This window comes from Pantoea folii, assembly GCF_056678875.1.
In genome coordinates, this window is record NZ_JBWXON010000019.1 from 1 (window position 1) to 20,493 (window position 20,493).

Sequence of the window (20,493 nt, forward strand, 5' to 3'; positions counted from 1 at the left end):
GAGCGGTAGTTCAGTTGGTTAGAATACCTGCCTGTCACGCAGGGGGTCGCGGGTTCGAGCCCCGTCCGTTCCGCCACCCTTTTAGGGGCGTAGTTCAATTGGTAGAGCACCGGTCTCCAAAACCGGGTGTTGGGGGTTCGAGTCCCTCCGCCCCTGCCAGAAAACAATCCTTTGCTTCGGCAAAGGATTTTTTTTGTCCAAAATTTGGCATTTACCTCATAACTTCGTCAGTGAAAAGGGTTTGAGTTTCACTGCGCGACACTCAAACCCCTCTCAATTTCTGCTTTATTGCGTCAATACTGGAAATTTAAGCAGCTGACGAATATGTGCTTGTTGATCGCTATTCTGCAGCCACACCGCATAGAGTGGACGAACGGCAACGGGTGTATCTGGAATAACCATCAAATCACTATAAATGCTGTGCCATGAATCCGGTAAAAACGCGCAGGCGCCGGTAGTGTGGAGTAATTCACGTGTCACATGCGCTGAAGTTGTGGTCAATACTGGCACATCATCACTGGATAAATAACTTTCATGTTGATGAAAATCCGCACCCCATTCCAGTTTAATGTAATCATATTTTTCACGTTTCTCAGTCTTACGTGCGCGGAAGAGCGCGAGTGAAATATGACCAATCTGTTGGCTGGTTAATTCATCCATTTTGGGCGCTTCGGTGGTGATTAAAAGGTCCAACTGACGCTCATGTAATTGCTTTACCAGCAAATGCCGTTGTGCGATACGTGCTTCAAGGTGAAGGCTTTCCCGGTTCTCATAAAGCGTTTTTAACCAAGGGGTTAGATAAGCCTCCCACAACGACGCGCTGGCACCTATCGATAGCTCATGATGCTGTTGTGTATGTGAAACTTCCTTTTTAGCCATCAGCCAGGTACTCATCAGGCTCTCTGCATAGGGTAATAAACGCTCACCCGCAGAAGTCAGCCGAATATTATTTCGATGACGGGTGAAAAGGTTGACTCCCAACTGATTTTCCAGCTGACGAATGCGAAAACTAACGGCAGATTGCGTGAGGTAAAGCGCTTCAGCAGCACGCCCGAAATGGCGTGTTCTGCTCACTTCGAGGAAAGTTTTCAGTAATTCCGTATCCACAGCATTCTCCCAAAAAATGTTTGTCGTACTGATTTAAATGTTTTGTTTTACACTCTGTCAAGCCTATCTAATACTCCGCGCCATAAATAGCACGGCCATAAGAGAGTCGGGAGCGTGTAAAATGGCGGATAGCTTCGCAACAACAAATCGTTTCTTTGATAACAAACATTATCCTCGTGGTTTTTCACGTCATGGTGATTTCACCATTAAAGAAGCTCAGCTTCTGGAACGCCACGGTTACGCCTTCAATGAACTGGACCTCGCCAAGCGTGAACCAGCGACTGAAGAAGAGCGTTCGTTTTTAGAAGTATGTCGTGGTCTGCGTGAGCCGCAAACGGAAGCTGAACGTGTCTGGTCGAAATATACCGCACGTATTAAGCGTCCTAAGCGTTTCCACACATTGTCTGGCGGTAAGCCGCAGATGGATACTGTGGAAGACTTTAGCGATAGCGATGATTAAAAAATAGCGGGGCTTCTAAAGCCCCGTTTTTTATTCCAGACTGTTGTGCAGAAAGATTAGCAACCGGTCAATGCTGCGATAACCCACCGCCTCCTGCAAATGCTGTCGTGAAATCGTCTCCTCCCCTGCCAAGTCGGCAATCGTCCTGGCGACTTTCAAAATGCGTTGCCACGCGCGCACAGAAAGACCCAGCGAATTCAATACAGCTTCCAGCCATATAGCATCGTCCTGTCTCAGTACACAGCACTGGGCAATCTCCGGATTAGATAAATGCGCGTTTATTTTGCCTGCTCGCTCAATTTGCCTCTGACGAGCAGCAAGGACGCGTTTAAGTACCGTCTCGCTGCTCTCACTGACTTCCTGTTTTTGACTTAAGGTTCCACTGGGTAGCAACGGGATTTCCAGAGACAGATCAAAGCGATCAAGAAACGGACCTGAGAGCCGGCTCAAATAGCGCAGCACCTGTTGCGGCGTGCATCGATTATGACTGCCTTGATAATGCCCGGTAGGGCTGGGGTTCATGGCGCCAATTAACTGAAAGCGCGCAGGATAAGTGACTTTGGCGCGTGTACGGGAAATCGCAATCTCGCCGGATTCAATGGGCTCGCGTAATGCATCCAGTACCTTGCGGTCAAACTCCGGGAGTTCATCCAGAAACAGGACGCCATTGTGCGCCAGAGAGATCTCACCAGGCCGGGGGATTGCTCCTCCTCCCACTAATGCATACAGCGAAGCGCTGTGATGAGGTGCTCTGAATGGCCTTCTGCGCCACTGATGATGGAGATTTCGGCTGCTGACCAGGCTATTAATCGCTGCGCACTCCAGCGCTTCCTGATCGTCTAAGGGCGGCATAATGCCAGGCAGGCGGGTCGCCAGCATGGTTTTCCCTGTGCCGGGCGGTCCAAGCAGTAACAGGTTATGCCCGCCAGCGGCAGTGATCTCCAGGGCGCGACGTCCTTGTTCCTGACCGATGATTTCGCTGAGGTCCTGGCTTTCCTGTTGCAGCGCCTCAGGTTGAGAATACGCAACGGTGAGTGTCGACTGGTTATGCAGGAAAGCGCAGATCTCGAGCAGATGTTTACCGACGAGCGTTTCCCCTTGTTGGATCAATCCGACATCCTGTTGATTCTCTTCAGCTAACACCATCTGCCTGCCGGCTTGCAAAGCGGCCATCGCTGCTGGAATAGAGGCCTGAACGCCACAGAGCGCGCCGTTGAGTGCTAACTCCCCCAGGAACTCATAGTGCGCCAGTTTCGCGTCAGGAAGCTGCTCTGAGGCCGCGAGAATCGCAATGGCGATGGGAAGGTCGTAGCGCCCACCTTCTTTTGGCAGATCGGCGGGGGCCAAATTGATGGTGACGCGTTTCGCCGGGAAGGTGAATCCGCTATTGATAATGGCACTGCGTACCCGTTCCCGCGCTTCCTTCACCGTGGTTTCAGGCAAGCCAACCAGCGTTAAAGCGGGCAACCCCTTGCTGATATGCACCTCAACCGTTACCAATGGCGCCTGTATGCCGAGCGCCGCGCGAGTGAGAACCTTTGATAAAGACATAACCACTCCTTGTTGTCTTCATCATGCGAGGAGTAAATTCAGATTGCGAATGCGATTAAAAAACATCAGCGCCGGATTCCAGTGAATCGGCGGTTTTTACAATGTTTTCGCCGCAGTTGAGGTCGATATCGCAGAATTAACAGAGAGGTTTCGCAGTGTGCGTAATGAAAATTTTTCACAACTTAAAATAACCTTTAACTTACAAGGCGATAACCCGCACCCATTGCTTACGTCATAAAAAAACATTATGAAAATAATTGTCAACGCGTAGATAACTATGGTAACTCTGTAGGTATTACTTCGAACAATCGAAAAAACAGACAACACATGAAAGCCCTTCTACAAGTGATTAGCCTAGTCGTGATTAGCGTGGTGGTGATTATTATCCCACCGTGCGGGGCATCGCTTGGAGAAAGAAAGGCTTAAAAATCAAGCCCGGAATTCCAAAAACCCCCGCACCGAAAGGTCCGGGGGTTTTTTTTCGACCTGGCTAAATATCAGCGAATCAGCGAGGAACAGATTATGAGCAGTAGCATAAAGTTCTGTTGTTCCACCAGGAATACAGGAGAATAACGATGACAGGTGCACAGTGGGTAGTTCAGGCTTTACGCGCGCAGAGTGTCGACACAGTGTTTGGCTATCCTGGCGGCGCAATCATGCCAGTGTACGATGCGCTCTACGATGGCGGCGTGGAACACCTACTGTGTCGTCATGAGCAAGGTGCAGTGATGGCGGCAATTGGTTATGCCCGTGCCACCGGTAAAACTGGCGTGTGTATCGCCACTTCCGGTCCCGGCGCCACTAACCTGATCACCGGTTTAGCCGATGCGTTTATGGATTCGATCCCGGTTGTCGCGATCACCGGTCAGGTTTCATCTGCTTTTATCGGTACTGACGCCTTCCAGGAAATCGACGTTCTCGGCCTATCGTTAGCCTGCACCAAGCACAGTTTCCTGGTTGAATCCCTCGAAGATTTGCCTTCCGTGATGGCCGAAGCCTTTGCCATCGCCCAGTCTGGCCGTCCCGGTCCGGTTCTGGTGGATATCCCGAAAGACATCCAAATTGCTAGTGCCGATTTAACCCCACACCTGTTGCCGGTTGAAGAGACGATCAGTCACTCGCCAGAGCATATCGCGGAAGCCCGCGCATTGATGGCGCAGTCGCATAAGCCAATGCTGTATATCGGCGGCGGTGTGGGCATGGCGCAAGCGGTGCCTGCATTACGTGCCATGGCTGAAGCAACCGGCATCCCAACGGTGTCCACGTTGAAAGGCCTGGGAAGTGCAGACGCCAGCAGCGATCTCTATCTCGGCATGTTGGGTATGCACGGCACCAAAGCTGCCAACCTTGCCGTGCAATCTTGCGATTTACTGATTGCCGTTGGCGCGCGTTTCGACGACCGCGTCACCGGAAAGTTAGACACCTTCGCCCCGCATGCGAACGTCATTCATATCGATATCGATCCGGCCGAGTTGAACAAATTGCGTCGTGCGCACGTTTCGTTGCAAGGTGATTTGAACCAGGTGCTGCCTGCGTTGAGTATGCCGATGCAGATTGAGGGCTGGCGCACCGAAGTTAAAGCGATGAAAGCCGAGTTTGACTGGCGTTACGATCACCCAGGCGAGGCCATTTATGCGCCGCTGCTGCTGAAACAACTCTCCGATCGTAAAGCGGACAGCGCGGTGGTGACCACCGATGTGGGCCAGCATCAGATGTGGGCTGCGCAGCACATGAGCTTCACTCAGCCAGAGAACTTCATCACCTCCAGCGGCCTGGGTACTATGGGCTTTGGTCTGCCAGCCGCCATCGGCGCGCAGGTTGCCCGCCCGCAAGACACCGTGATCTGCGTGTCAGGCGATGGCTCAATCATGATGAACATCCAGGAGCTGGGCACCATTAAGCGCGGTAAGCTGCCGGTGAAAATCCTGCTGCTGGATAACCAACGTTTAGGCATGGTGCGCCAGTGGCAGCAGTTGTTCTTTGATGGTCGCTACAGCGAAACCATCCTCACCGATAACCCCGATTTCCTCACGCTGGCCAGCGCCTTTGATATCCCAGGCCAGCACATTAGCCGTAAAGATCAGGTCGACGCCGCGATAGATGCTCTGCTGAACAGTGAAGGTCCTTACTTCCTGCATGTTTCGATTGATGAGCATGAAAACGTCTGGCCATTGGTACCGCCGGGTGCCAGCAACGCAAACATGATGGAGAAAACCGCATGAACCAGCATCAATTGTCTATCGAAGCCCGCTTCCGCCCTGAAATATTGGAGCGCATTTTGCGTGTTGTCCGCCACCGTGGCTTCCAGGTGTGCTCGATGAACATGGCATCTGCGATTAACGCTGAAAACATTAACATCGAAATGACCGTTGCCAGTCAGCGTTCGGTCGATTTACTGTCTTCACAGTTAAGCAAACTCATGGATGTCGCCTGTGTCGAGATCCAGCAACAGACATCACAACAAATCCGCGCTTAGTCGCCAAAGGAAATAGCAATGAGTACGAAGAAAGCAGACTTTATTTGGTTCAACGGGGAGATGGTTAAGTGGGAAGACGCCAAGGTTAGCGTGATGTCTCACGCACTGCACTACGGTACTTCTGTGTTTGAAGGCGTACGCTGCTACGACTCGCACAAAGGCCCAGTGGTGTTCCGTCACCGTGAACACATGCAGCGTCTGCACGACTCCGCCAAAATTTATCGTTTCCCTATCGCTGCCAGCGTTGATGAGCTGATGGAAGCCTGCCGCGAAGTGATTCGTGTAAACAAACTGAAAAGCGCTTACATCCGTCCGCTGGCGTTTGTTGGCGACGTAGGCCTGGGTGTGAACCCGCCAGATGGCTACACCACCGACGTGATCATCGCTGCTTTCCCATGGGGTGCTTACCTGGGTGCTGAAGCACTGGAAAACGGCATCGATGCGATGGTGTCTTCATGGAACCGTGTCGCACCGAACACCCTGCCAACCGCGGCTAAAGCCGGTGGTAACTACCTCTCCTCACTGTTGGTCGGCAGCGAAGCGCGTCGCCACGGCTATCAGGAAGGTATCGCTCTCGACACCAACGGCTATATTTCAGAAGGTGCTGGCGAAAACTTGTTCGAAGTGAAAGATGGCATTCTGTTCACGCCGCCGTTCACTTCTTCAGCCCTGCCAGGCATCACCCGTGACGCCATCATCAAGCTGGCGATCGACCTGGGTATCGAAGTGCGTGAGCAAACCCTGTCACGTGAATCCTTGTATCTGGCTGACGAAGTGTTCATGTCCGGTACGGCAGCAGAAATCACCCCGGTACGCAGCGTTGATGGTATCCAGGTGGGTGCAGGTAAACGTGGTCCAGTGACCACCAAAATTCAGAGCGCATTCTTCGGCCTGTTCACAGGTGAAACCGAAGACAAGTACGGCTGGTTGGATCAGGTTAATCCATAACAAGACAGTTACGCGGGTGCAGCTGCGCCCGCGTCATATTTCAGACTGGAGTAAATAGAGCATGCCTAAGTACCGTTCTGCCACAACCACCCATGGCCGTAATATGGCGGGTGCCCGCGCCTTGTGGCGCGCCACAGGGATGACCGATGACGATTTCGGCAAGCCGATTATTGCCGTAGTTAACTCATTCACCCAGTTCGTACCGGGCCACGTGCACCTGCGCGATATGGGCAAGCTGGTGGCTGAGCAAATCGAAGCTGTCGGTGGTGTTGCTAAAGAGTTCAACACCATCGCGGTGGATGACGGTATCGCCATGGGTCATGGCGGCATGCTGTATTCACTGCCTTCGCGCGAGCTGATCGCCGATTCCGTAGAGTACATGGTGAACGCGCACTGCGCCGATGCCATGGTCTGTATCTCCAACTGCGACAAAATCACTCCCGGCATGTTGATGGCAGCACTGCGTCTCAATATCCCGGTGATCTTTGTCTCCGGCGGCCCGATGGAAGCCGGTAAAACCAAGCTGTCCGACAAAATCATCAAGCTGGATCTGGTTGATGCGATGATCCAGGGTGCGAACCCGAACGTCAGCGATGAAGACAGCGATAAAATCGAGCGTTCTGCCTGTCCAACCTGCGGTTCTTGCTCAGGGATGTTCACCGCCAACTCCATGAACTGTCTGGCCGAAGCGCTGGGCCTGGCACAGCCGGGTAACGGTTCACTGCTGGCGACCCACGCTGACCGTAAAGAGCTGTTCCTCAACGCCGGTAAGCGTATCGTTAGCCTGACCAAAAAGTATTACGAGCAGGATGATGAGCGCGTACTGCCACGCAACATCGCCACTAAAGCGGCATTTGAGAATGCGATGACGCTGGATATCGCCATGGGTGGTTCCACCAACACCGTTCTGCACCTGCTGGCAGCGGCGCAGGAAGGCGAAATCGAATTCAACATGTCAGATATCGACCGCCTGTCGCGCAAAGTACCGCACCTGTGCAAAGTGGCACCGAGTACGCCGAAATATCACATGGAAGATGTGCACCGTGCGGGTGGCGTTGTCGCGATTCTGGGCGAGCTGGATCGTGCCGGGCTGATCGATACCAGTGCGCGCAACGTTCTGCAGCAGAGCATGCGTGAGACCCTGGATCAGTACGACATCATGCTGACCCAAGACGAAGCGGTGAAGAAAATGTTCCGCGCGGGCCCAGCCGGCATCCGTACCACCCAAGCCTTCTCACAAGACTGCCGTTGGGACACACTCGATGATGACCGTAAAGAGGGTTGTATCCGTACTCGTGAGCACGCCTTCTCTCAGGATGGCGGTCTGGCCGTACTGTACGGCAACATCTCTGAAGATGGTTGTATCGTTAAAACCGCCAGCGTTGACGCTGAGCTGCTGACCTTCAAAGGTCCAGCCAAAGTTTACGAAAGTCAGGATGACGCGGTAGATGCGATCCTCGGCGGCAAAGTTGTGGCGGGCGATTGCGTGGTGATCCGTTACGAAGGGCCAAAAGGCGGTCCGGGCATGCAGGAAATGCTCTATCCGACCACCTATCTGAAATCCATGGGTCTGGGCAAAGCCTGTGCGCTGATCACCGATGGCCGTTTCTCTGGTGGTTCTTCGGGTCTTTCGGTGGGTCACATCTCTCCAGAAGCGGCGAGCGGTGGCACCATCGCGCTGATTCAGGATGGCGATATGATCGAGCTGGATATCCCGAACCGTCGTATTCACCTGGATCTGCCAGACAACGAAATCCATGCCCGTCGTGAAAAAGAGCTGGCGCGCGGAGATGCAGCTTACACGCCACATAACCGTGAACGTGCTGTCTCATTCGCTCTGCGTGCTTATGCATCACTCGCGACCAGTGCCGATAAAGGCGCGGTGCGCGATAAGTCTAAGCTGGGAGGCTAACAACTGATGGCTGAGTCTCAACCGCTTTCTGCGTCGCCTAACGGCGCGGAGTATTTGCGCGCGGTGCTGCGTGCGCCTGTGTACGAAATTGCGCAGGTCACGCCGCTGCAAAAAATGGAAAAAATTTCATCGCGTCTTGGCAACACCATTCTGGTGAAGCGTGAAGATCGTCAGCCGGTGCACAGCTTCAAGCTGCGTGGCGCATACGCGATGATTGCCGGGCTGACCGAAGAGCAAAAAGCGCGCGGCGTGATTACGGCTTCGGCCGGTAACCACGCGCAGGGCGTGGCGCTCTCGGCCAGCACGCTTGGCATCAAATCACTGATTGTGATGCCGGTATCCACGGCAGACATCAAGGTTGATGCAGTGCGCGCATTTGGCGGTGAGGCTTATCTGTTCGGTGCCAACTTCGATGAAGCGAAAGCCAAAGCGATTGAGCTGTCCGAGCAGCAGGGTTACACCTTTGTGCACCCGTTTGACCACCCGGCAGTGATTGCCGGGCAGGGCACGCTGGCGATGGAACTGTTGCAGCAGGATGCGCATATCGATCGCGTGTTCGTGCCGGTCGGTGGTGGCGGTCTGGCGGCGGGCGTGGCGGTGCTGATCAAACAGCTGATGCCGCAGATCAAAGTGATCGCGGTGGAGTCGGAAGATTCGGCCTGCCTGAAAGCGGCACTGGATGCTGGCGAGCCGGTGGATCTGGCGCGTGTCGGGTTGTTTGCTGAAGGTGTGGCGGTGAAGCGCATCGGCAGTGAAACTTTCCGCCTGTGCAAAGAGTATCTCGATGACATCATCACCGTGGACAGCGATGCCATCTGCGCGGCAGTGAAAGACCTGTTCGAAGATGTGCGTGCGGTAGCGGAACCTTCGGGTGCGCTGGCGCTGGCGGGCATGAAGAAGTACATCCAGCAGCACGACATCAAAGGCGAGCGCCTTGCGCACGTCTTGTCGGGCGCCAACGTCAACTTCCACGGTCTGCGCTACGTGTCAGAACGCTGTGAAATTGGTGAACAGCGCGAAGCGTTGCTGGCGGTGACGATTCCAGAACAGCAGGGCAGTTTCCTGCGTTTCTGTCAGACGTTGGGTGGCCGTTCCATCACCGAGTTCAACTATCGCTATGCGGATGCCGATAACGCCTGCATCTTCGTTGGGGTGCGCTTAACGCGCGGTCTGGAAGAGCGCAGTGAAATCATCAGCCAGCTCAGCGAAGGTGGTTATCAGGTGGTGGATCTGTCAGATGATGAGATGGCGAAGCTGCACGTGCGCTACATGGTCGGCGGTCGTCCATCGAAGCCGCTGCGCGAGCGCTTGTTTAGCTTCGAATTCCCGGAAGCACCGGGCGCGCTGCTGAAATTCCTGCAGACGCTGGGCGCACACTGGAATATCTCGCTGTTCCACTATCGCAGCCACGGCACCGATTTTGGTCGCGTGCTGGCGGCCTTCGAAGCCAACGATCAAGAGCCGGATTTCGAAACCCATCTCACGGCGTTGGGCTACGAATGGCACGATGAAGCGAATAACCCGGCGTTCCGTTTCTTCCTCGCCGGGCAGTAACTACAGCAGGTTCCAGAAAGCACTGATAAGCGGCTCCCCGAGCCGCTTTTTTTGTACACACACGCCGAGCTCCAGCGGCGCGACCGACTCGACATTCTCCAGTGTCAGAACGCGATTACGCACCGGCTCCGGGCTGTTCTCCAGCACCACATCCGGCAGTAGCGCAATGCCACATCCCAGCGCCACCATTGAGACAATCGCCTCATGCCCGGAAACCGTGGCGTAAATTTGTGGATTGGGGATGCGATGGCGACGGAACCACAAATCAATGCCGCGCCGCACCGGGCCTTGTTCCGGCACGATAAACGGAATCTGCGACCAATCAGGTTGCGCCTGTGTGGCCTGGCTGCGCACCGCACACGGCAGGGCGGGCGCGATCAGCACCAGCGGAAGAATGGCGAGCGGTGTGAAGTCGATGCTGGCGGGCAGCGATTCCGGACGTCCGGCAATGGCCAAATCTGCCTCGCCAGATTGCACCATCTCAATTGCGTCGGCGGCATCGCCGGTGGTGAGTTTGATTTCCACCTGCGGATGTTCGGCGCGGAAGCGGTCGAGAATCGGCGGCAAATGGCTGTAAGCGGCGGTCACCGAGCAAAAAATGCGCAGTTCGCCGCTCAGGGACGGGCCGTTCAGATCCATTACGTGGCGCAGTTGTTGATATTGCAATAAGGTTTGCTGAGCAAATTGCTTGAGGCGCTCGCCGGCTTCAGTGAGCGTCACGGTGCGGTTATCACGCAGGAACAGCGCGTGACCGACATCTTCCTCAAGGCGCTGAATCTGGCGAGAGAGCGTGGAGGGACTGACGTGCATAGCACGCGCGGTGCGACCAAAGTGACAGCTTTCGGCCAGATGAAGAAAGAGCTTTAGGTCTCGTAAATCCATGCGCGTTTCACCTCAACGTGTTGTTGCAAATTCTGCAATGTGACCTTGCTAATATATCAATTTAAGCAATAGATTTCCTGTCATATGATGGGGTCATTCGCGGCACTGAATACGGTGTCGTTACCGAACAAAAGCAAACACAACATCTAACCGGAGTACCCATGGCTAACTATTTCAACACTCTGAATCTGCGCAACCAGTTAGCGCAGTTGGGTAAATGTCGTTTCATGTCTCGCGATGAGTTCGCAGACGGCGCAAGCTTCCTGAAAGGCAAAAAAGTCGTTATCGTTGGCTGTGGCGCTCAGGGTCTGAACCAGGGCCTGAACATGCGTGACTCCGGTCTGGACATCGCTTATGCACTGCGTGCTGAAGCGATCGCTGAAAAGCGTGCTTCTTACCGCAAAGCGACCGATAACGGCTTCAAAGTAGGTACCTACGAAGAGCTGATCCCACAGGCGGATCTGGTGGTTAACCTGACGCCAGACAAGCAGCACTCAGCGGTAGTTAAAGCGGTACAGCCTCTGATGAAAGATGGCGCAGCGCTGGGCTACTCACACGGTTTCAACATCGTTGAATCGGGTGAAACCATCCGTAAAGACATCACCGTGGTGATGGTTGCGCCGAAGTGCCCAGGCACTGAAGTGCGTGAAGAGTACAAGCGTGGTTTCGGTGTTCCAACCCTGATCGCGGTTCACCCAGAAAACGATCCAAAAGGCGAAGGCCTGGCAATCGCTAAAGCCTGGGCTGCTGCCACCGGCGGCGACCGTGCTGGCGTACTGGAATCTTCCTTCGTTGCGGAAGTGAAATCTGACCTGATGGGTGAGCAGACTATCCTGTGCGGTATGCTGCAGGCCGGTTCTCTGCTGTGCTTCGATAAGCTGGTGGCTGAAGGTCACGACGCGGCTTACACCGAAAAACTGATTCAGTTCGGCTGGGAAACCATCACCGAATCACTGAAGTTCGGCGGCATCACTCTGATGATGGATCGTCTGTCTAACCCGGCGAAAATCCGTGCTTACGCACTGTCTGAGCAGCTGAAAACCATCATGGCTCCGCTGTTCCAGAAGCACATGGATGACATCATCTCGGGCGAATTCTCTTCCGGTATGATGGCTGACTGGGCGAACGACGACAAAAACCTGCTGACCTGGCGTGAAGAGACCGGTGCAACTGCATTCGAGAACGCACCGCAGTTCGACGGTAAAATCGAAGAGCAGGAATACTACGATAAAGGCGTTGTGATGGTTGCGATGGTGAAAGCGGGCGTTGAGCTGGCCTTCGAAACCATGATCGATGCAGGCATCATTGAAGAGTCTGCTTACTACGAATCACTGCACGAGCTGCCGCTGATCGCGAACACCATTGCACGTAAGCGTCTGTATGAAATGAACGTGGTTATCTCTGATACCGCAGAATACGGTAACTACCTGTTCTCCTTCGCGGCAGTTCCACTGCTGAAAGAGTTCATGACCACTCTGCAGCCGGGCGATTTGGGCAAAGCGATTGAAGGCACTCAGGTTGATAACGCGCAGCTGCGTGATGTTAACGAAGCCGTACGTCAGCACCCAATCGAAGCGGTTGGCCGTAAACTGCGTGGCTACATGACCGATATGAAACGTATCGCGGTTGCTGGCTAATCCCCGCACGACACCGTTTTCAGCACAAGAAGAACCCCGGTTTGCCGGGGTTTTTTTATGCCTGATCAGATAGGTTTCTCACAACCAACCACGACAAAACTCTATCAAGCAGCAACGCCATGGCGATCACGCAGTCCGGGGCCGCTTAGGGTCTGGCGTCCTCGCGCCGCTAACGCGGTACCCTCATGTCATTCGCCCGTATCTCAATTCCGACCCAATAAAAAACCCGGCCTGAGCCGGGTTCATCATATCAATCTGCAACCATCACACCGCTTCGTACAGTGTCTGATGGCGCGTCTCTTTACAGGCAATCAGCGCAATCAGCGTCAGCACGGCCATGGAAGCCAGATAAAAACCGACCGCCTGCAAACCATAGTTAGCGTTCAACCATGTTGCAATATAAGGCGCAACCGAGGCACCGAGAATTGACGACAGGTTATAGGAGAACGACGCGCCGGTATAACGGACTTCGGTCGGGAACAGCTCTGGCAGCAGTGCACCCATCGGCCCAAAGGTGAGGCCCATAATGCTCAGGCCCAGCAGCAGGAAGCCCATCACCAGAATCTGTGAGCCTGAACCCAGCAGCATCGGGAACATCAGCGCGAAAGCGATGATCATCAAGGTAATGGTGATCATGGTGCGACGACGGCCATAACGATCCGCCAGCAGACCTGCAATTGGCACCATCACACCAAAACCAATCACCGCCACCATCAGCATCCACAGGAAGCTGTTACGCGAATATCCCAGACCGGCAGGTGCAGCCGCTGTGCCGTAGCTCATGGAGTAGACGGTCATGATGTAGAACAGCGTATAGGTCGCCAGCATAATAAAGGTGCCGAGGATGGTGGCGGTCAGATGCTTGCTCAGCAGCGTGCCGATCGGCATTTTGACCTGCTTATTCTCTTTCTGCACTTTGGCAAACACAGGGCTTTCGTGCAGTGAAACGCGTACATACAGGCCAATCAATACCAGTACCGCAGAAAGGATAAACGGCACGCGCCAGCCCCAGTTCATGAACTGCTCATCGGTCAGCAGCCAGGAGAGCAACAGGAAAGTACCGTTGGCGAAGAAGAAGCCAATTGGCGCGCCAAGCTGCGGGAATGAACCATAGAGCGCACGTTTTTTCGCTGGCGCATTTTCGGTTGCCAACAGAGCGGCGCCGCCCCATTCACCACCCAGACCCAGACCCTGACCAAAACGCGCCAGCGCCAGCAGCAGCGGAGCAGCAACGCCAATGGTTTGATAACCAGGCAGCAGACCGATCAATACGGTGGAGACACCCATGGTCAGCAGCGATGCCACCAGGGTGGCTTTACGGCCTACGCGGTCGCCAAAGTGACCGAACAGCGCAGAACCAATCGGGCGCGCGACGAAGGCGATAGCAAACGTAGCCAGCGACTGTAGCGTTGCCACGGTGGCATCACCCTGCGGGAAGAAAATGTGCGGAAAGACGATGACGGCCGCAGTGGCATAAATATAGAAATCGAAGAATTCGATCGCGGTGCCGACAAGCGACGCCACGACCACTTTGCCGCGTGAGTTTACGGGCGTGTCGTCGTGTTTTTTGTCGAGTGTTTCTGTGATGGAGGCTTGCATGACTGTTTCTTAATTGTAAATGTAGACAGAGAATCTTACGCACCTGTTTTGCGGCATTCAATGATGAAAACCCGCGCCAGAACAGGCATTTTCGGCGAAAAAGTGGATAATTTCTGAGTTGCGGCAATCGGCGGGTGATGGGAACGGGAAGTGTCACTTTTTTGGCGGGAATCTCTGCAAAAGGGCCAAATTAAAGTGACCCTTTAGCGTTTCCTGCTGGTTTTTGCTGGAATAATAGCCAGCAGGAAACATTTTTAGCTGTTGCGGCAAATGTAACAATTTTGCGATGTTAATTGCCCTGATGCGGCTGCGGCATCTCTTTATCATCCTTGTATTTCGCGGTGGCTATCCACGCGGCGCAGAACAGTGTCAGACGGGCAAAGAAGTAAAAGAACGCCATTAATCCCAGCACCGACCCAAAGGCTGCCCCAGAGGGCGAAGTGGCCAGCTTTGGCAGCGTCAGCGTCATCACAAACTTAATCACTTCAAAACCAATCGCCGCCAGCAGCGTGCCGCGAAATAGTGCTTTTTTGCGCGGCTTATGGCGCGGCAGAATCCAGAAAATCCACAGGAACAACAGATAGTTGGCAAAGATGGAAATCGACAGCGCAATGATGGTCATTGCCGGGCGCAGCCACTCGATATCCTCCAATCCCAACGCGTTGACGATGGCATTCTGCGCGGCACCGGCAATGGAGGTCAGCGACAGGGTAATCACCAGCGCCAGCATCAGACCCAGCAACGACACCAAATCACGCGCATATTTCTTCCATAACTTCTCTTGATCGTCCGGTTTACGCTCCCAAACATCACGCGATTGCGCGCGCACCGCCTCGCGCAAATTGCCCATCCAGTTAATGCCAGAGTAGAGCGCCAGCAGCAAACCGGTTAACCCGACCGTCGCGCGCTGCTGAATCGCGGTGTTCACGGTGTTCTTTAGCGTAGTGGCCAGCGTAGGATCGCTGATGCTGTTAACGATTTTGTTGATCAACTCGGTGAGTAAATCCTGATTCGACGCCAGCACAAAACCGACTGCCGCAAAGGAGACCATCAAAATCGGTATCAGAGAGAGGAAGGAGAAGTAAGTGATCGCTGCGCCAAACTGGCTGCCGAGGCGATCGTTAAACCGATCCAGCGCGCGCATAAAATGCGCCACCGCCGGAATGGCCTGGAACCAGGCCGCAAAGCGCGACACGTTCTGGATTGAGCCATCCACGGTTTTGTTACCGGTCTTGATATCTATCAGCGGCTTCTTTTCAGCCGTGGGTTCTTGGTTAGGTTTGTCTGTCATAGACGATAATCATCCTGTTCACTGCGAAATTAAAATTATAGCCCTTTATGTCACATACTCCTGCAACACCTGACTCAGCCACTCCATAAACACCCGCACGCGACGTGCTACGTTGCGGCGATGTGGGTAAAGCAACGAAATCGGCATCGGCTTGGCGGGGAAGTGATGCAGCACTTCCACTAACTGGCCTGATTCCAGCAGTGGCTGCACACCAATCGCGGGCACCTGAATTATGCCTAATCCCGCGATGCAGGCGGCACGATAGGTTTCGGTGCTGTTCACCGTCACCACGCCGCCGGTCTGAACATAGTGGCACTGCTTACCATCAAAATATTCAAACCCCAAAGAAGGCTGCCCCAGCTGCTGGGTGTAATGCACCATCGCGTGCTGTGCAAGATCTTCGAGGCGCACCGGCATGCCGAAGCGGGAAAGGTAGTCGGGACTGGCGCAGTTAATCAAGGCATGTGATCCGATTTTTCGCGCAATCAGACCCGAATCTTTCAGCTCGCCCACGCGGATCACGCAGTCAAAACCTTCACGAATCACATCCACCTGGCGATCGCTGCTGCTAAGCTCAATTTCGATGCCGGGATAATGCTGCAGAAACTCAGGCAAACGCGGCAGGATAAATCCGGTGGCCATGGCTACCGACATATCGACGCGCAACTTGCCGCTCAGGGTGGCGGGATCGTGCTGGAACAGGCTGTCCATATCGTCGAGCATCGACAACAGATCAAGACAACGATCGTAGTAGACCAGCCCATCCTGGGTGAGATGAACACGCCGCGTGGTGCGATGCAGCAGACGCGTGCCCATTTGATTTTCCAGCGCCTGTAACTGGCGCGATACGCTGCCTTTCGGTAGTCCAAGACTTTCAGCCGCACGGGTAAAACTGCCCATTTCTGCCACCCGCACAAAAACCTGCATTGCGTGAATTTTATCCATGTTGTTCACCGATTGTTGTTGTTAGTGAAACAGTGCTGCGTATTCCTCTGCGTTTATAGATCAATTTATAGCGAATATCCTTATCCCGTGTTCAATTTTCCATCTGGAGCGAAACATGAGTCATAAAATTGCATTGATTACCGGCGGTAACCGCGGTTTGGGCAAGAATGGTGCGCTGAAACTGGCGGCTAAAGGTGTAGATATTCTTTTCACCTATCGTGGTCACGCGGAAGAAGCGCAGGCCGTGGTGAAAGAGATTGAAGCATTGGGCGCACGTGCGGTGGCGTTACAGCTGGATGTCGGCGACAGCAGCACCTTCGACAGCTTCGTGGCGCAGGTGAAAGAGACACTGCAAAAAACCTGGCAGCGCGACAAATTTGATTATTTAGTGAACAACGCCGGTCACGGTCACTACAAGTTGTTTGCGGAAACCACCGAAGAGGAATTTGATGCGCTGATCAATGTGCATTTCAAAGGGCCTTACTTCCTGACGCAGAAGCTGCTGCCGCTGATTATCGATGGTGGCCGCATCCTGAACATTTCCAGCGGATTAACACGCATGACGTTGCCAGGTTCAGGCACTTACGCCTCGGTGAAAGGGGCGATGGAAGTGCTGACACGCTATCAGGCCAAAGAGCTGGGCGAGCGTCGTATTCGCGTCAATATTCTGGCACCGGGTGCGATTGAAACTGACTTCGGCGGTGGACGCGTGCGCGATACCAAAGATCTCAACGATCACATTGCCTCGGTGACATCGCTGGGCCGTGTGGGTCAACCGGATGATATTGGTGACGCGATCAGCGCCATCCTGAGCGAAGAAACCGGCTGGATCACCGCGCAGCGTATTGAAGCTTCAGGCGGACAGTCGCTGTAATCATGCACGTAGAGTGACGCGGCATTCATGCACGATAAATTGCGGCGCTACGCCATCCTTTGGACGGCCGTAGCGCCGCAATTTATTCCGCGTGTTTGAGATCTCAATCGCGCCGCTACTTAACCATGCAGATGGTCGTAGCGCCGCAATTTATTGCGCGTGTTTTAGATCTCAATCGTCCCGTCAATCACGGTCACTGTCTGGCCACCAATCCAGATGGTCTCACCACTAAAACTCACCTGAATTCGTCCTTCACGCTGGATAGCGCTACCCTGACGTGCGCGATAATCTTCGGTTTTCCCCTGCGCCGCAAAGTAACGTGCCAGACAGGCGTTGGCGCTGCCTGTTACCGGATCTTCGGTCAGGCTGCCGTTCTCAACCAGCAGCGCACGCACCTCGTACTGTTCGCCGCACTCCTCTGGCAACGGGCCAAACAGCGCAGTGCCATTGACGTCGGCATGTTTTTGCAAACGTAGCAGATCCGCTGCGCTGGCCTGCACATCCAACACCGCCTGCGCGCTGTTCATCGGGATCAGCAGCCAGCGAATCCCCATATCGACAATGGTCGGCGTCTGGTGGGGATCATAGGCTTCGCTGTTCAGTGCGCTGCTCATTAACGCGTCATCAAATGGCGTCAGCGTGACGTCGGGTGCGGCGAATGCCAGCGCGCCATCCTCGCTAATGCGCACATCCACCAGTCCAACGCCGCACTCCTGCACGATCTTACCCGGCGTTTTCACTTGCCAGCCCGCTTCCAGCAAGGCGTGAGCCGTGCCCAGCGTTGGATGACCGGCAAAGGGCAATTCCCCTTCAGTGGTAAAAATGCGCACCCGATAATCGGCCGCAGCATCCTGTGGTGGCAGGACAAAGGTGGTTTCCGACAAATTGGTCCAGCGGGCGATAGCGGCCAGTTGGGCGTCACTTAATCCCTCTGCATCCATGATCACTGCCAGCGGATTACCTTTAAACGCTGATGAGGTAAACACATCCATCTGCTTAAACGCGACTTTCATTTTCACTCCTTGCTGGTTGAGGCACTCTGACATCCTGATTTACATCCTGCAGATTGCTTATGTCAGTCAACAGGACTATGAATAGGTTAAGAATTCTGGAATCGGAGTCCGCTATGTTAAAAGTTCTTGGTCGTACTTCTTCAATCAACGTGCGCAAAGTTCTGTGGTTGTGTTCAGAACTGGATCTCGCGTATGAGCTCGAACCCTGGGGTGAAGACCCGCAATCGCTGCACTCGGCGGAATTCATGGCGCTCAACCCAAATGCCATGGTGCCGGTCATCATCGAAGATGACTTCGTGATGTGGGAATCCAACGCCATTCTGCGCTATCTCGCCAACAGCAATGGCGGCGACTGGCTCTATCCTGAAAACCCACGAGCGCGTGCACCGGTGGATCAGTGGATGGACTGGCAAGCCACCGAACTCAATACTTCCTGGCGCTATGCGTTTATGTCACTGGTGCGCAACTCGCCCGCCCATCAGGATCCGCGTTTGCTGGCCGCCGCGATTAAAGGCTGGACGCACACCATGAATATTCTTGACCAGCATCTGCAAAAAACCGGGCGCTACGTCGCAGGACGCAATTTCTCGCTGGCAGACATTCCTGTGGGGCTTGCAGTCAATCGCTGGTTTGAAACCCCGCTGGAGCACCCTGAATTTCCCGCCGTACAGCTCTATTACGAGCGCCTGACCGAGCGTGAGGGCTACACCACCTGGGGCCGCAACGGCAAACCCTGATCCTGTCCCGGTGCCAGGCCTGTGATTTCGCAGGCTAGCGCGCCGGTGCGTTTCAGCGCCCACGTATAACGTTCATCAAACGGGTAACAGCAGGAGAGGCGCAGCGCGTGTTTATAACGATCGCTCAGCGTGTAGAGCGCGCCCGGCGTCACGCAAATCTGCTCCTGTAATAACCGATGGAACATCTCCACGGTATCCACTTTCCCTGGCAACTCCACCCAAAACACAAAACCTCCTTTGGGCAGGGTGGCGCGTGTCCCCTGCGGAAAATGGCGCGCCATGATGCCGCGCGCCGCATCGAGATTGGCGGCATAGCGGCGGCGCAGCGAGCGCAGATGATGATCGTATCCGCCGCTGGCGAGGAATTCGGCGAGGGTTTCACACAGCAACCGCGATTCAGACATCGAAGAGACAGCTTTCAAACGGGCGATGGTCTGATGGAAACGACCGGCCGCGGTCCAGCCCACGCGGAAATCCGGCGCCACGGTTTTGGTAAAGCTGGTGCAGTAAATCACCCAGCCCTCGCTATCAAAGGCTTTCACCGGCGGCGAGAGTGGCCAGTCAAACTGCAACTCGTCATACAGCCCATCTTCCAGCATTGGAACGTGGTAAGTATTCAATAACTTCGCCAGCCGCTTCTTATTCTCCAGTGGCATCACATAGCCGAGAGGATTTTGCGCCCCAGGCATGGCAATCAGCGCCTGAATGCGCTTCTCCTGTAACAACATCTCCAGTGCATCCAGCGACAACCCTTGCTGAGGATCGGTGGGGATTTCCAGCGCTTTCAGGCCCAGTGACGCCAGCAGGGGGAACAGGAAGAAGTAAGTGGGGGATTCCAGCCCAATGCAGTCGCCAGGCTTGGTTACCGCACGTAGCGCTAGCTGTAACGCTTCCATGCAGCCGTGGGTGAGGGTGATCTCTTGCGCAGTCAGATTGATACCGGTGTGCAGACTGCGACGTGCAATCTCCTCCCGTAAGCGCTCACTACCCGGCGGGAGCGCATAGCGCCCGACGATGTCGGGATTGTGCCGTAAAATGCCCGAGGTAATTCGGCCTAAGCGCGCTGCCGGATAAAAGGTGCCATCCTGCGGACAGGCCAAAGAGATATTGGTGTAATCGGCATTATTCTGCGCGGCAAACACCTGCTCAATCAGTTCCAGCTTCTGCGTGCTCGGGTCGTTGATTTTCGCGGGCAGCGGGTTGACCGGACGCGTCACGGCTGGCATCACGCCACGCACGTAATAGCCCGATTGCGGACGCGCTTCAATCAGGCCGCGATCTTCAAGGATTTGCCAGGCATTAAGCACCGTATTGACGCTAACCTGATGCGATTGTGCCACGCGGCGGATGGCGGGCAGCCGTTTTCCCGGTTTCAGCGTGCCCTGATGAATCGACTCGGCAAAGCTATCTGCCAGCTGCTGATACAGCGTTTGACCGGATGAAAGGGGAAGGGACACAAAAGCCTCCGCGTGCGATGGGTACAATCTAAATTAACGTTAACTGTATC

At 54.5% G+C, this 20,493-nt stretch carries 18 protein-coding genes and 1 tRNA gene; 11 read left to right on the forward strand and 8 right to left on the reverse strand.

Going from position 1 to position 20,493, the window contains the following annotated elements; all coding sequences use genetic code 11:
* Nucleotides 1-83: 83 nt before the first annotated feature.
* Nucleotides 84-159, forward strand: a tRNA-Trp gene (locus AC1MDE_RS19875).
* A 126-nt stretch (nt 160-285) separates the two neighbouring features.
* Here the strand turns inward: AC1MDE_RS19875 and hdfR are convergent.
* A complete protein-coding gene (hdfR, locus tag AC1MDE_RS19880) occupies nt 286-1,107 on the reverse strand; it encodes an HTH-type transcriptional regulator HdfR (RefSeq protein WP_034820037.1) in 822 nt (273 codons plus the stop codon).
* A 121-nt stretch (nt 1,108-1,228) separates the two neighbouring features.
* Here hdfR and AC1MDE_RS19885 point away from each other — a divergent pair, with 121 nt between their 5' ends.
* Complete coding sequence (locus tag AC1MDE_RS19885) at nt 1,229-1,567, forward strand: MaoP family protein (RefSeq protein WP_034820034.1); 339 nt, start codon at nt 1,229-1,231, stop codon at nt 1,565-1,567.
* A 30-nt stretch (nt 1,568-1,597) separates the two neighbouring features.
* On the opposite strand, the gene AC1MDE_RS19890 is transcribed toward AC1MDE_RS19885, so the two are convergent.
* Nucleotides 1,598-3,118, reverse strand: a complete 1,521-nt coding sequence (locus tag AC1MDE_RS19890) for a YifB family Mg chelatase-like AAA ATPase (RefSeq protein WP_058962408.1) — start codon at nt 3,116-3,118, stop codon at nt 1,598-1,600.
* Nucleotides 3,119-3,445: 327 nt separating this feature from the next.
* Between AC1MDE_RS19890 and ilvL the strand changes: the two genes are divergently transcribed.
* From ilvL to ilvA, 6 genes are all read left to right on the forward strand, one after another.
* Nucleotides 3,446-3,544, forward strand: a complete 99-nt coding sequence (ilvL, locus tag AC1MDE_RS19895) for an ilv operon leader peptide (protein WP_071531048.1) — start codon at nt 3,446-3,448, stop codon at nt 3,542-3,544.
* 149 nt (nt 3,545-3,693) lie between these two features.
* Nucleotides 3,694-5,340 carry an acetolactate synthase 2 catalytic subunit gene (gene ilvG / locus AC1MDE_RS19900; RefSeq protein ID WP_058962409.1) on the forward strand — a complete coding sequence of 549 codons (1,647 nt, stop codon included), beginning with the start codon at nt 3,694-3,696 and terminating at the stop codon, nt 5,338-5,340.
* On the forward strand, nt 5,337-5,594 hold the full coding sequence (ilvM, locus tag AC1MDE_RS19905) for an acetolactate synthase 2 small subunit (protein ID WP_034820026.1): 258 nt from the start codon (nt 5,337-5,339) through the stop codon (nt 5,592-5,594). Before ilvG ends, ilvM begins: the two co-directional genes overlap by 4 nt.
* An 18-nt stretch (nt 5,595-5,612) precedes the next feature.
* Entirely contained in the window at nt 5,613-6,542 is a 930-nt protein-coding gene (locus AC1MDE_RS19910) for a branched-chain amino acid transaminase (RefSeq protein ID WP_034820022.1), read from the forward strand.
* A gap of 61 nt (nt 6,543-6,603) precedes the next feature.
* Complete coding sequence (gene ilvD, locus AC1MDE_RS19915) at nt 6,604-8,454, forward strand: dihydroxy-acid dehydratase (RefSeq protein WP_480345040.1); 1,851 nt, start codon at nt 6,604-6,606, stop codon at nt 8,452-8,454.
* A gap of 6 nt (nt 8,455-8,460) precedes the next feature.
* The gene (gene ilvA / locus AC1MDE_RS19920; protein ID WP_480345041.1) at nt 8,461-10,008 is read left to right on the forward strand and encodes a threonine ammonia-lyase, biosynthetic; all 1,548 of its coding nucleotides are present in this window, start codon (nt 8,461-8,463) and stop codon (nt 10,006-10,008) included.
* Here ilvA and ilvY read toward each other — a convergent pair whose 3' ends face one another.
* Nucleotides 10,009-10,890: an HTH-type transcriptional activator IlvY gene (ilvY, locus tag AC1MDE_RS19925; protein WP_034820008.1), complete on the reverse strand. Its 882-nt coding sequence runs from the start codon at nt 10,888-10,890 to the stop codon at nt 10,009-10,011.
* A gap of 161 nt (nt 10,891-11,051) precedes the next feature.
* Here ilvY and ilvC point away from each other — a divergent pair, with 161 nt between their 5' ends.
* Entirely contained in the window at nt 11,052-12,527 is a 1,476-nt protein-coding gene (gene ilvC / locus AC1MDE_RS19930; RefSeq protein ID WP_479399793.1) for a ketol-acid reductoisomerase, read from the forward strand.
* 264 nt (nt 12,528-12,791) lie between these two features.
* Here ilvC and AC1MDE_RS19935 read toward each other — a convergent pair whose 3' ends face one another.
* The 3 genes from AC1MDE_RS19935 to AC1MDE_RS19945 all read right to left on the reverse strand — a co-directional run bounded on the left by AC1MDE_RS19935 (nt 12,792) and on the right by AC1MDE_RS19945 (nt 16,362).
* Nucleotides 12,792-14,126: an MFS transporter gene (locus tag AC1MDE_RS19935; RefSeq protein ID WP_058960698.1), complete on the reverse strand. Its 1,335-nt coding sequence runs from the start codon at nt 14,124-14,126 to the stop codon at nt 12,792-12,794.
* Between the two features lie 289 nt (nt 14,127-14,415).
* Nucleotides 14,416-15,417: an inner membrane protein YhjD gene (gene yhjD / locus AC1MDE_RS19940; RefSeq protein ID WP_034819999.1), complete on the reverse strand. Its 1,002-nt coding sequence runs from the start codon at nt 15,415-15,417 to the stop codon at nt 14,416-14,418.
* Between the two features lie 45 nt (nt 15,418-15,462).
* Entirely contained in the window at nt 15,463-16,362 is a 900-nt protein-coding gene (locus tag AC1MDE_RS19945; RefSeq protein ID WP_045814179.1) for a LysR family transcriptional regulator, read from the reverse strand.
* 115 nt (nt 16,363-16,477) lie between these two features.
* On the opposite strand from AC1MDE_RS19945, the gene AC1MDE_RS19950 reads away from it, so the two are divergent.
* Nucleotides 16,478-17,236, forward strand: a complete 759-nt coding sequence (locus AC1MDE_RS19950; RefSeq protein WP_058960697.1) for an SDR family NAD(P)-dependent oxidoreductase — start codon at nt 16,478-16,480, stop codon at nt 17,234-17,236.
* A gap of 164 nt (nt 17,237-17,400) precedes the next feature.
* Here AC1MDE_RS19950 and AC1MDE_RS19955 read toward each other — a convergent pair whose 3' ends face one another.
* Entirely contained in the window at nt 17,401-18,249 is an 849-nt protein-coding gene (locus tag AC1MDE_RS19955) for a PhzF family phenazine biosynthesis protein (protein WP_058960696.1), read from the reverse strand.
* Nucleotides 18,250-18,362: 113 nt separating this feature from the next.
* Between AC1MDE_RS19955 and AC1MDE_RS19960 the strand changes: the two genes are divergently transcribed.
* Complete coding sequence (locus AC1MDE_RS19960; protein ID WP_038644142.1) at nt 18,363-18,986, forward strand: glutathione S-transferase family protein; 624 nt, start codon at nt 18,363-18,365, stop codon at nt 18,984-18,986.
* Here AC1MDE_RS19960 and AC1MDE_RS19965 read toward each other — a convergent pair.
* Nucleotides 18,953-20,443 (reverse strand): aminotransferase-like domain-containing protein, encoded by a 1,491-nt coding sequence (locus AC1MDE_RS19965; protein WP_058960695.1) that lies wholly within the window; start codon nt 20,441-20,443, stop codon nt 18,953-18,955. The two genes, AC1MDE_RS19960 and AC1MDE_RS19965, sit on opposite strands and share 34 nt — an antisense overlap.
* Nucleotides 20,444-20,493 lie beyond the last annotated feature (50 nt).

What these genes read in the sequence shown, in the direction of transcription:
- AC1MDE_RS19885 (WP_034820034.1), top strand. Translation starts at nt 1,229, where the DNA reads ATGGCGGATAGCTTCGCAACAACAAATCGTTTCTTTGATAACAAACAT.
- AC1MDE_RS19890 (WP_058962408.1), bottom strand. Translation starts at nt 3,118, where the DNA reads ATGTCTTTATCAAAGGTTCTCACTCGCGCGGCGCTCGGCATACAGGCG.
- ilvL (WP_071531048.1), top strand. Translation starts at nt 3,446, where the DNA reads ATGAAAGCCCTTCTACAAGTGATTAGCCTAGTCGTGATTAGCGTGGTG.
- ilvG (WP_058962409.1), top strand. Translation starts at nt 3,694, where the DNA reads ATGACAGGTGCACAGTGGGTAGTTCAGGCTTTACGCGCGCAGAGTGTC.
- ilvM (WP_034820026.1), top strand. Translation starts at nt 5,337, where the DNA reads ATGAACCAGCATCAATTGTCTATCGAAGCCCGCTTCCGCCCTGAAATA.
- AC1MDE_RS19910 (WP_034820022.1), top strand. Translation starts at nt 5,613, where the DNA reads ATGAGTACGAAGAAAGCAGACTTTATTTGGTTCAACGGGGAGATGGTT.
- ilvD (WP_480345040.1), top strand. Translation starts at nt 6,604, where the DNA reads ATGCCTAAGTACCGTTCTGCCACAACCACCCATGGCCGTAATATGGCG.
- ilvA (WP_480345041.1), top strand. Translation starts at nt 8,461, where the DNA reads ATGGCTGAGTCTCAACCGCTTTCTGCGTCGCCTAACGGCGCGGAGTAT.
- ilvY (WP_034820008.1), bottom strand. Translation starts at nt 10,890, where the DNA reads ATGGATTTACGAGACCTAAAGCTCTTTCTTCATCTGGCCGAAAGCTGT.
- ilvC (WP_479399793.1), top strand. Translation starts at nt 11,052, where the DNA reads ATGGCTAACTATTTCAACACTCTGAATCTGCGCAACCAGTTAGCGCAG.
- AC1MDE_RS19935 (WP_058960698.1), bottom strand. Translation starts at nt 14,126, where the DNA reads ATGCAAGCCTCCATCACAGAAACACTCGACAAAAAACACGACGACACG.
- yhjD (WP_034819999.1), bottom strand. Translation starts at nt 15,417, where the DNA reads ATGACAGACAAACCTAACCAAGAACCCACGGCTGAAAAGAAGCCGCTG.
- AC1MDE_RS19945 (WP_045814179.1), bottom strand. Translation starts at nt 16,362, where the DNA reads ATGGATAAAATTCACGCAATGCAGGTTTTTGTGCGGGTGGCAGAAATG.
- AC1MDE_RS19950 (WP_058960697.1), top strand. Translation starts at nt 16,478, where the DNA reads ATGAGTCATAAAATTGCATTGATTACCGGCGGTAACCGCGGTTTGGGC.
- AC1MDE_RS19955 (WP_058960696.1), bottom strand. Translation starts at nt 18,249, where the DNA reads ATGAAAGTCGCGTTTAAGCAGATGGATGTGTTTACCTCATCAGCGTTT.
- AC1MDE_RS19960 (WP_038644142.1), top strand. Translation starts at nt 18,363, where the DNA reads ATGTTAAAAGTTCTTGGTCGTACTTCTTCAATCAACGTGCGCAAAGTT.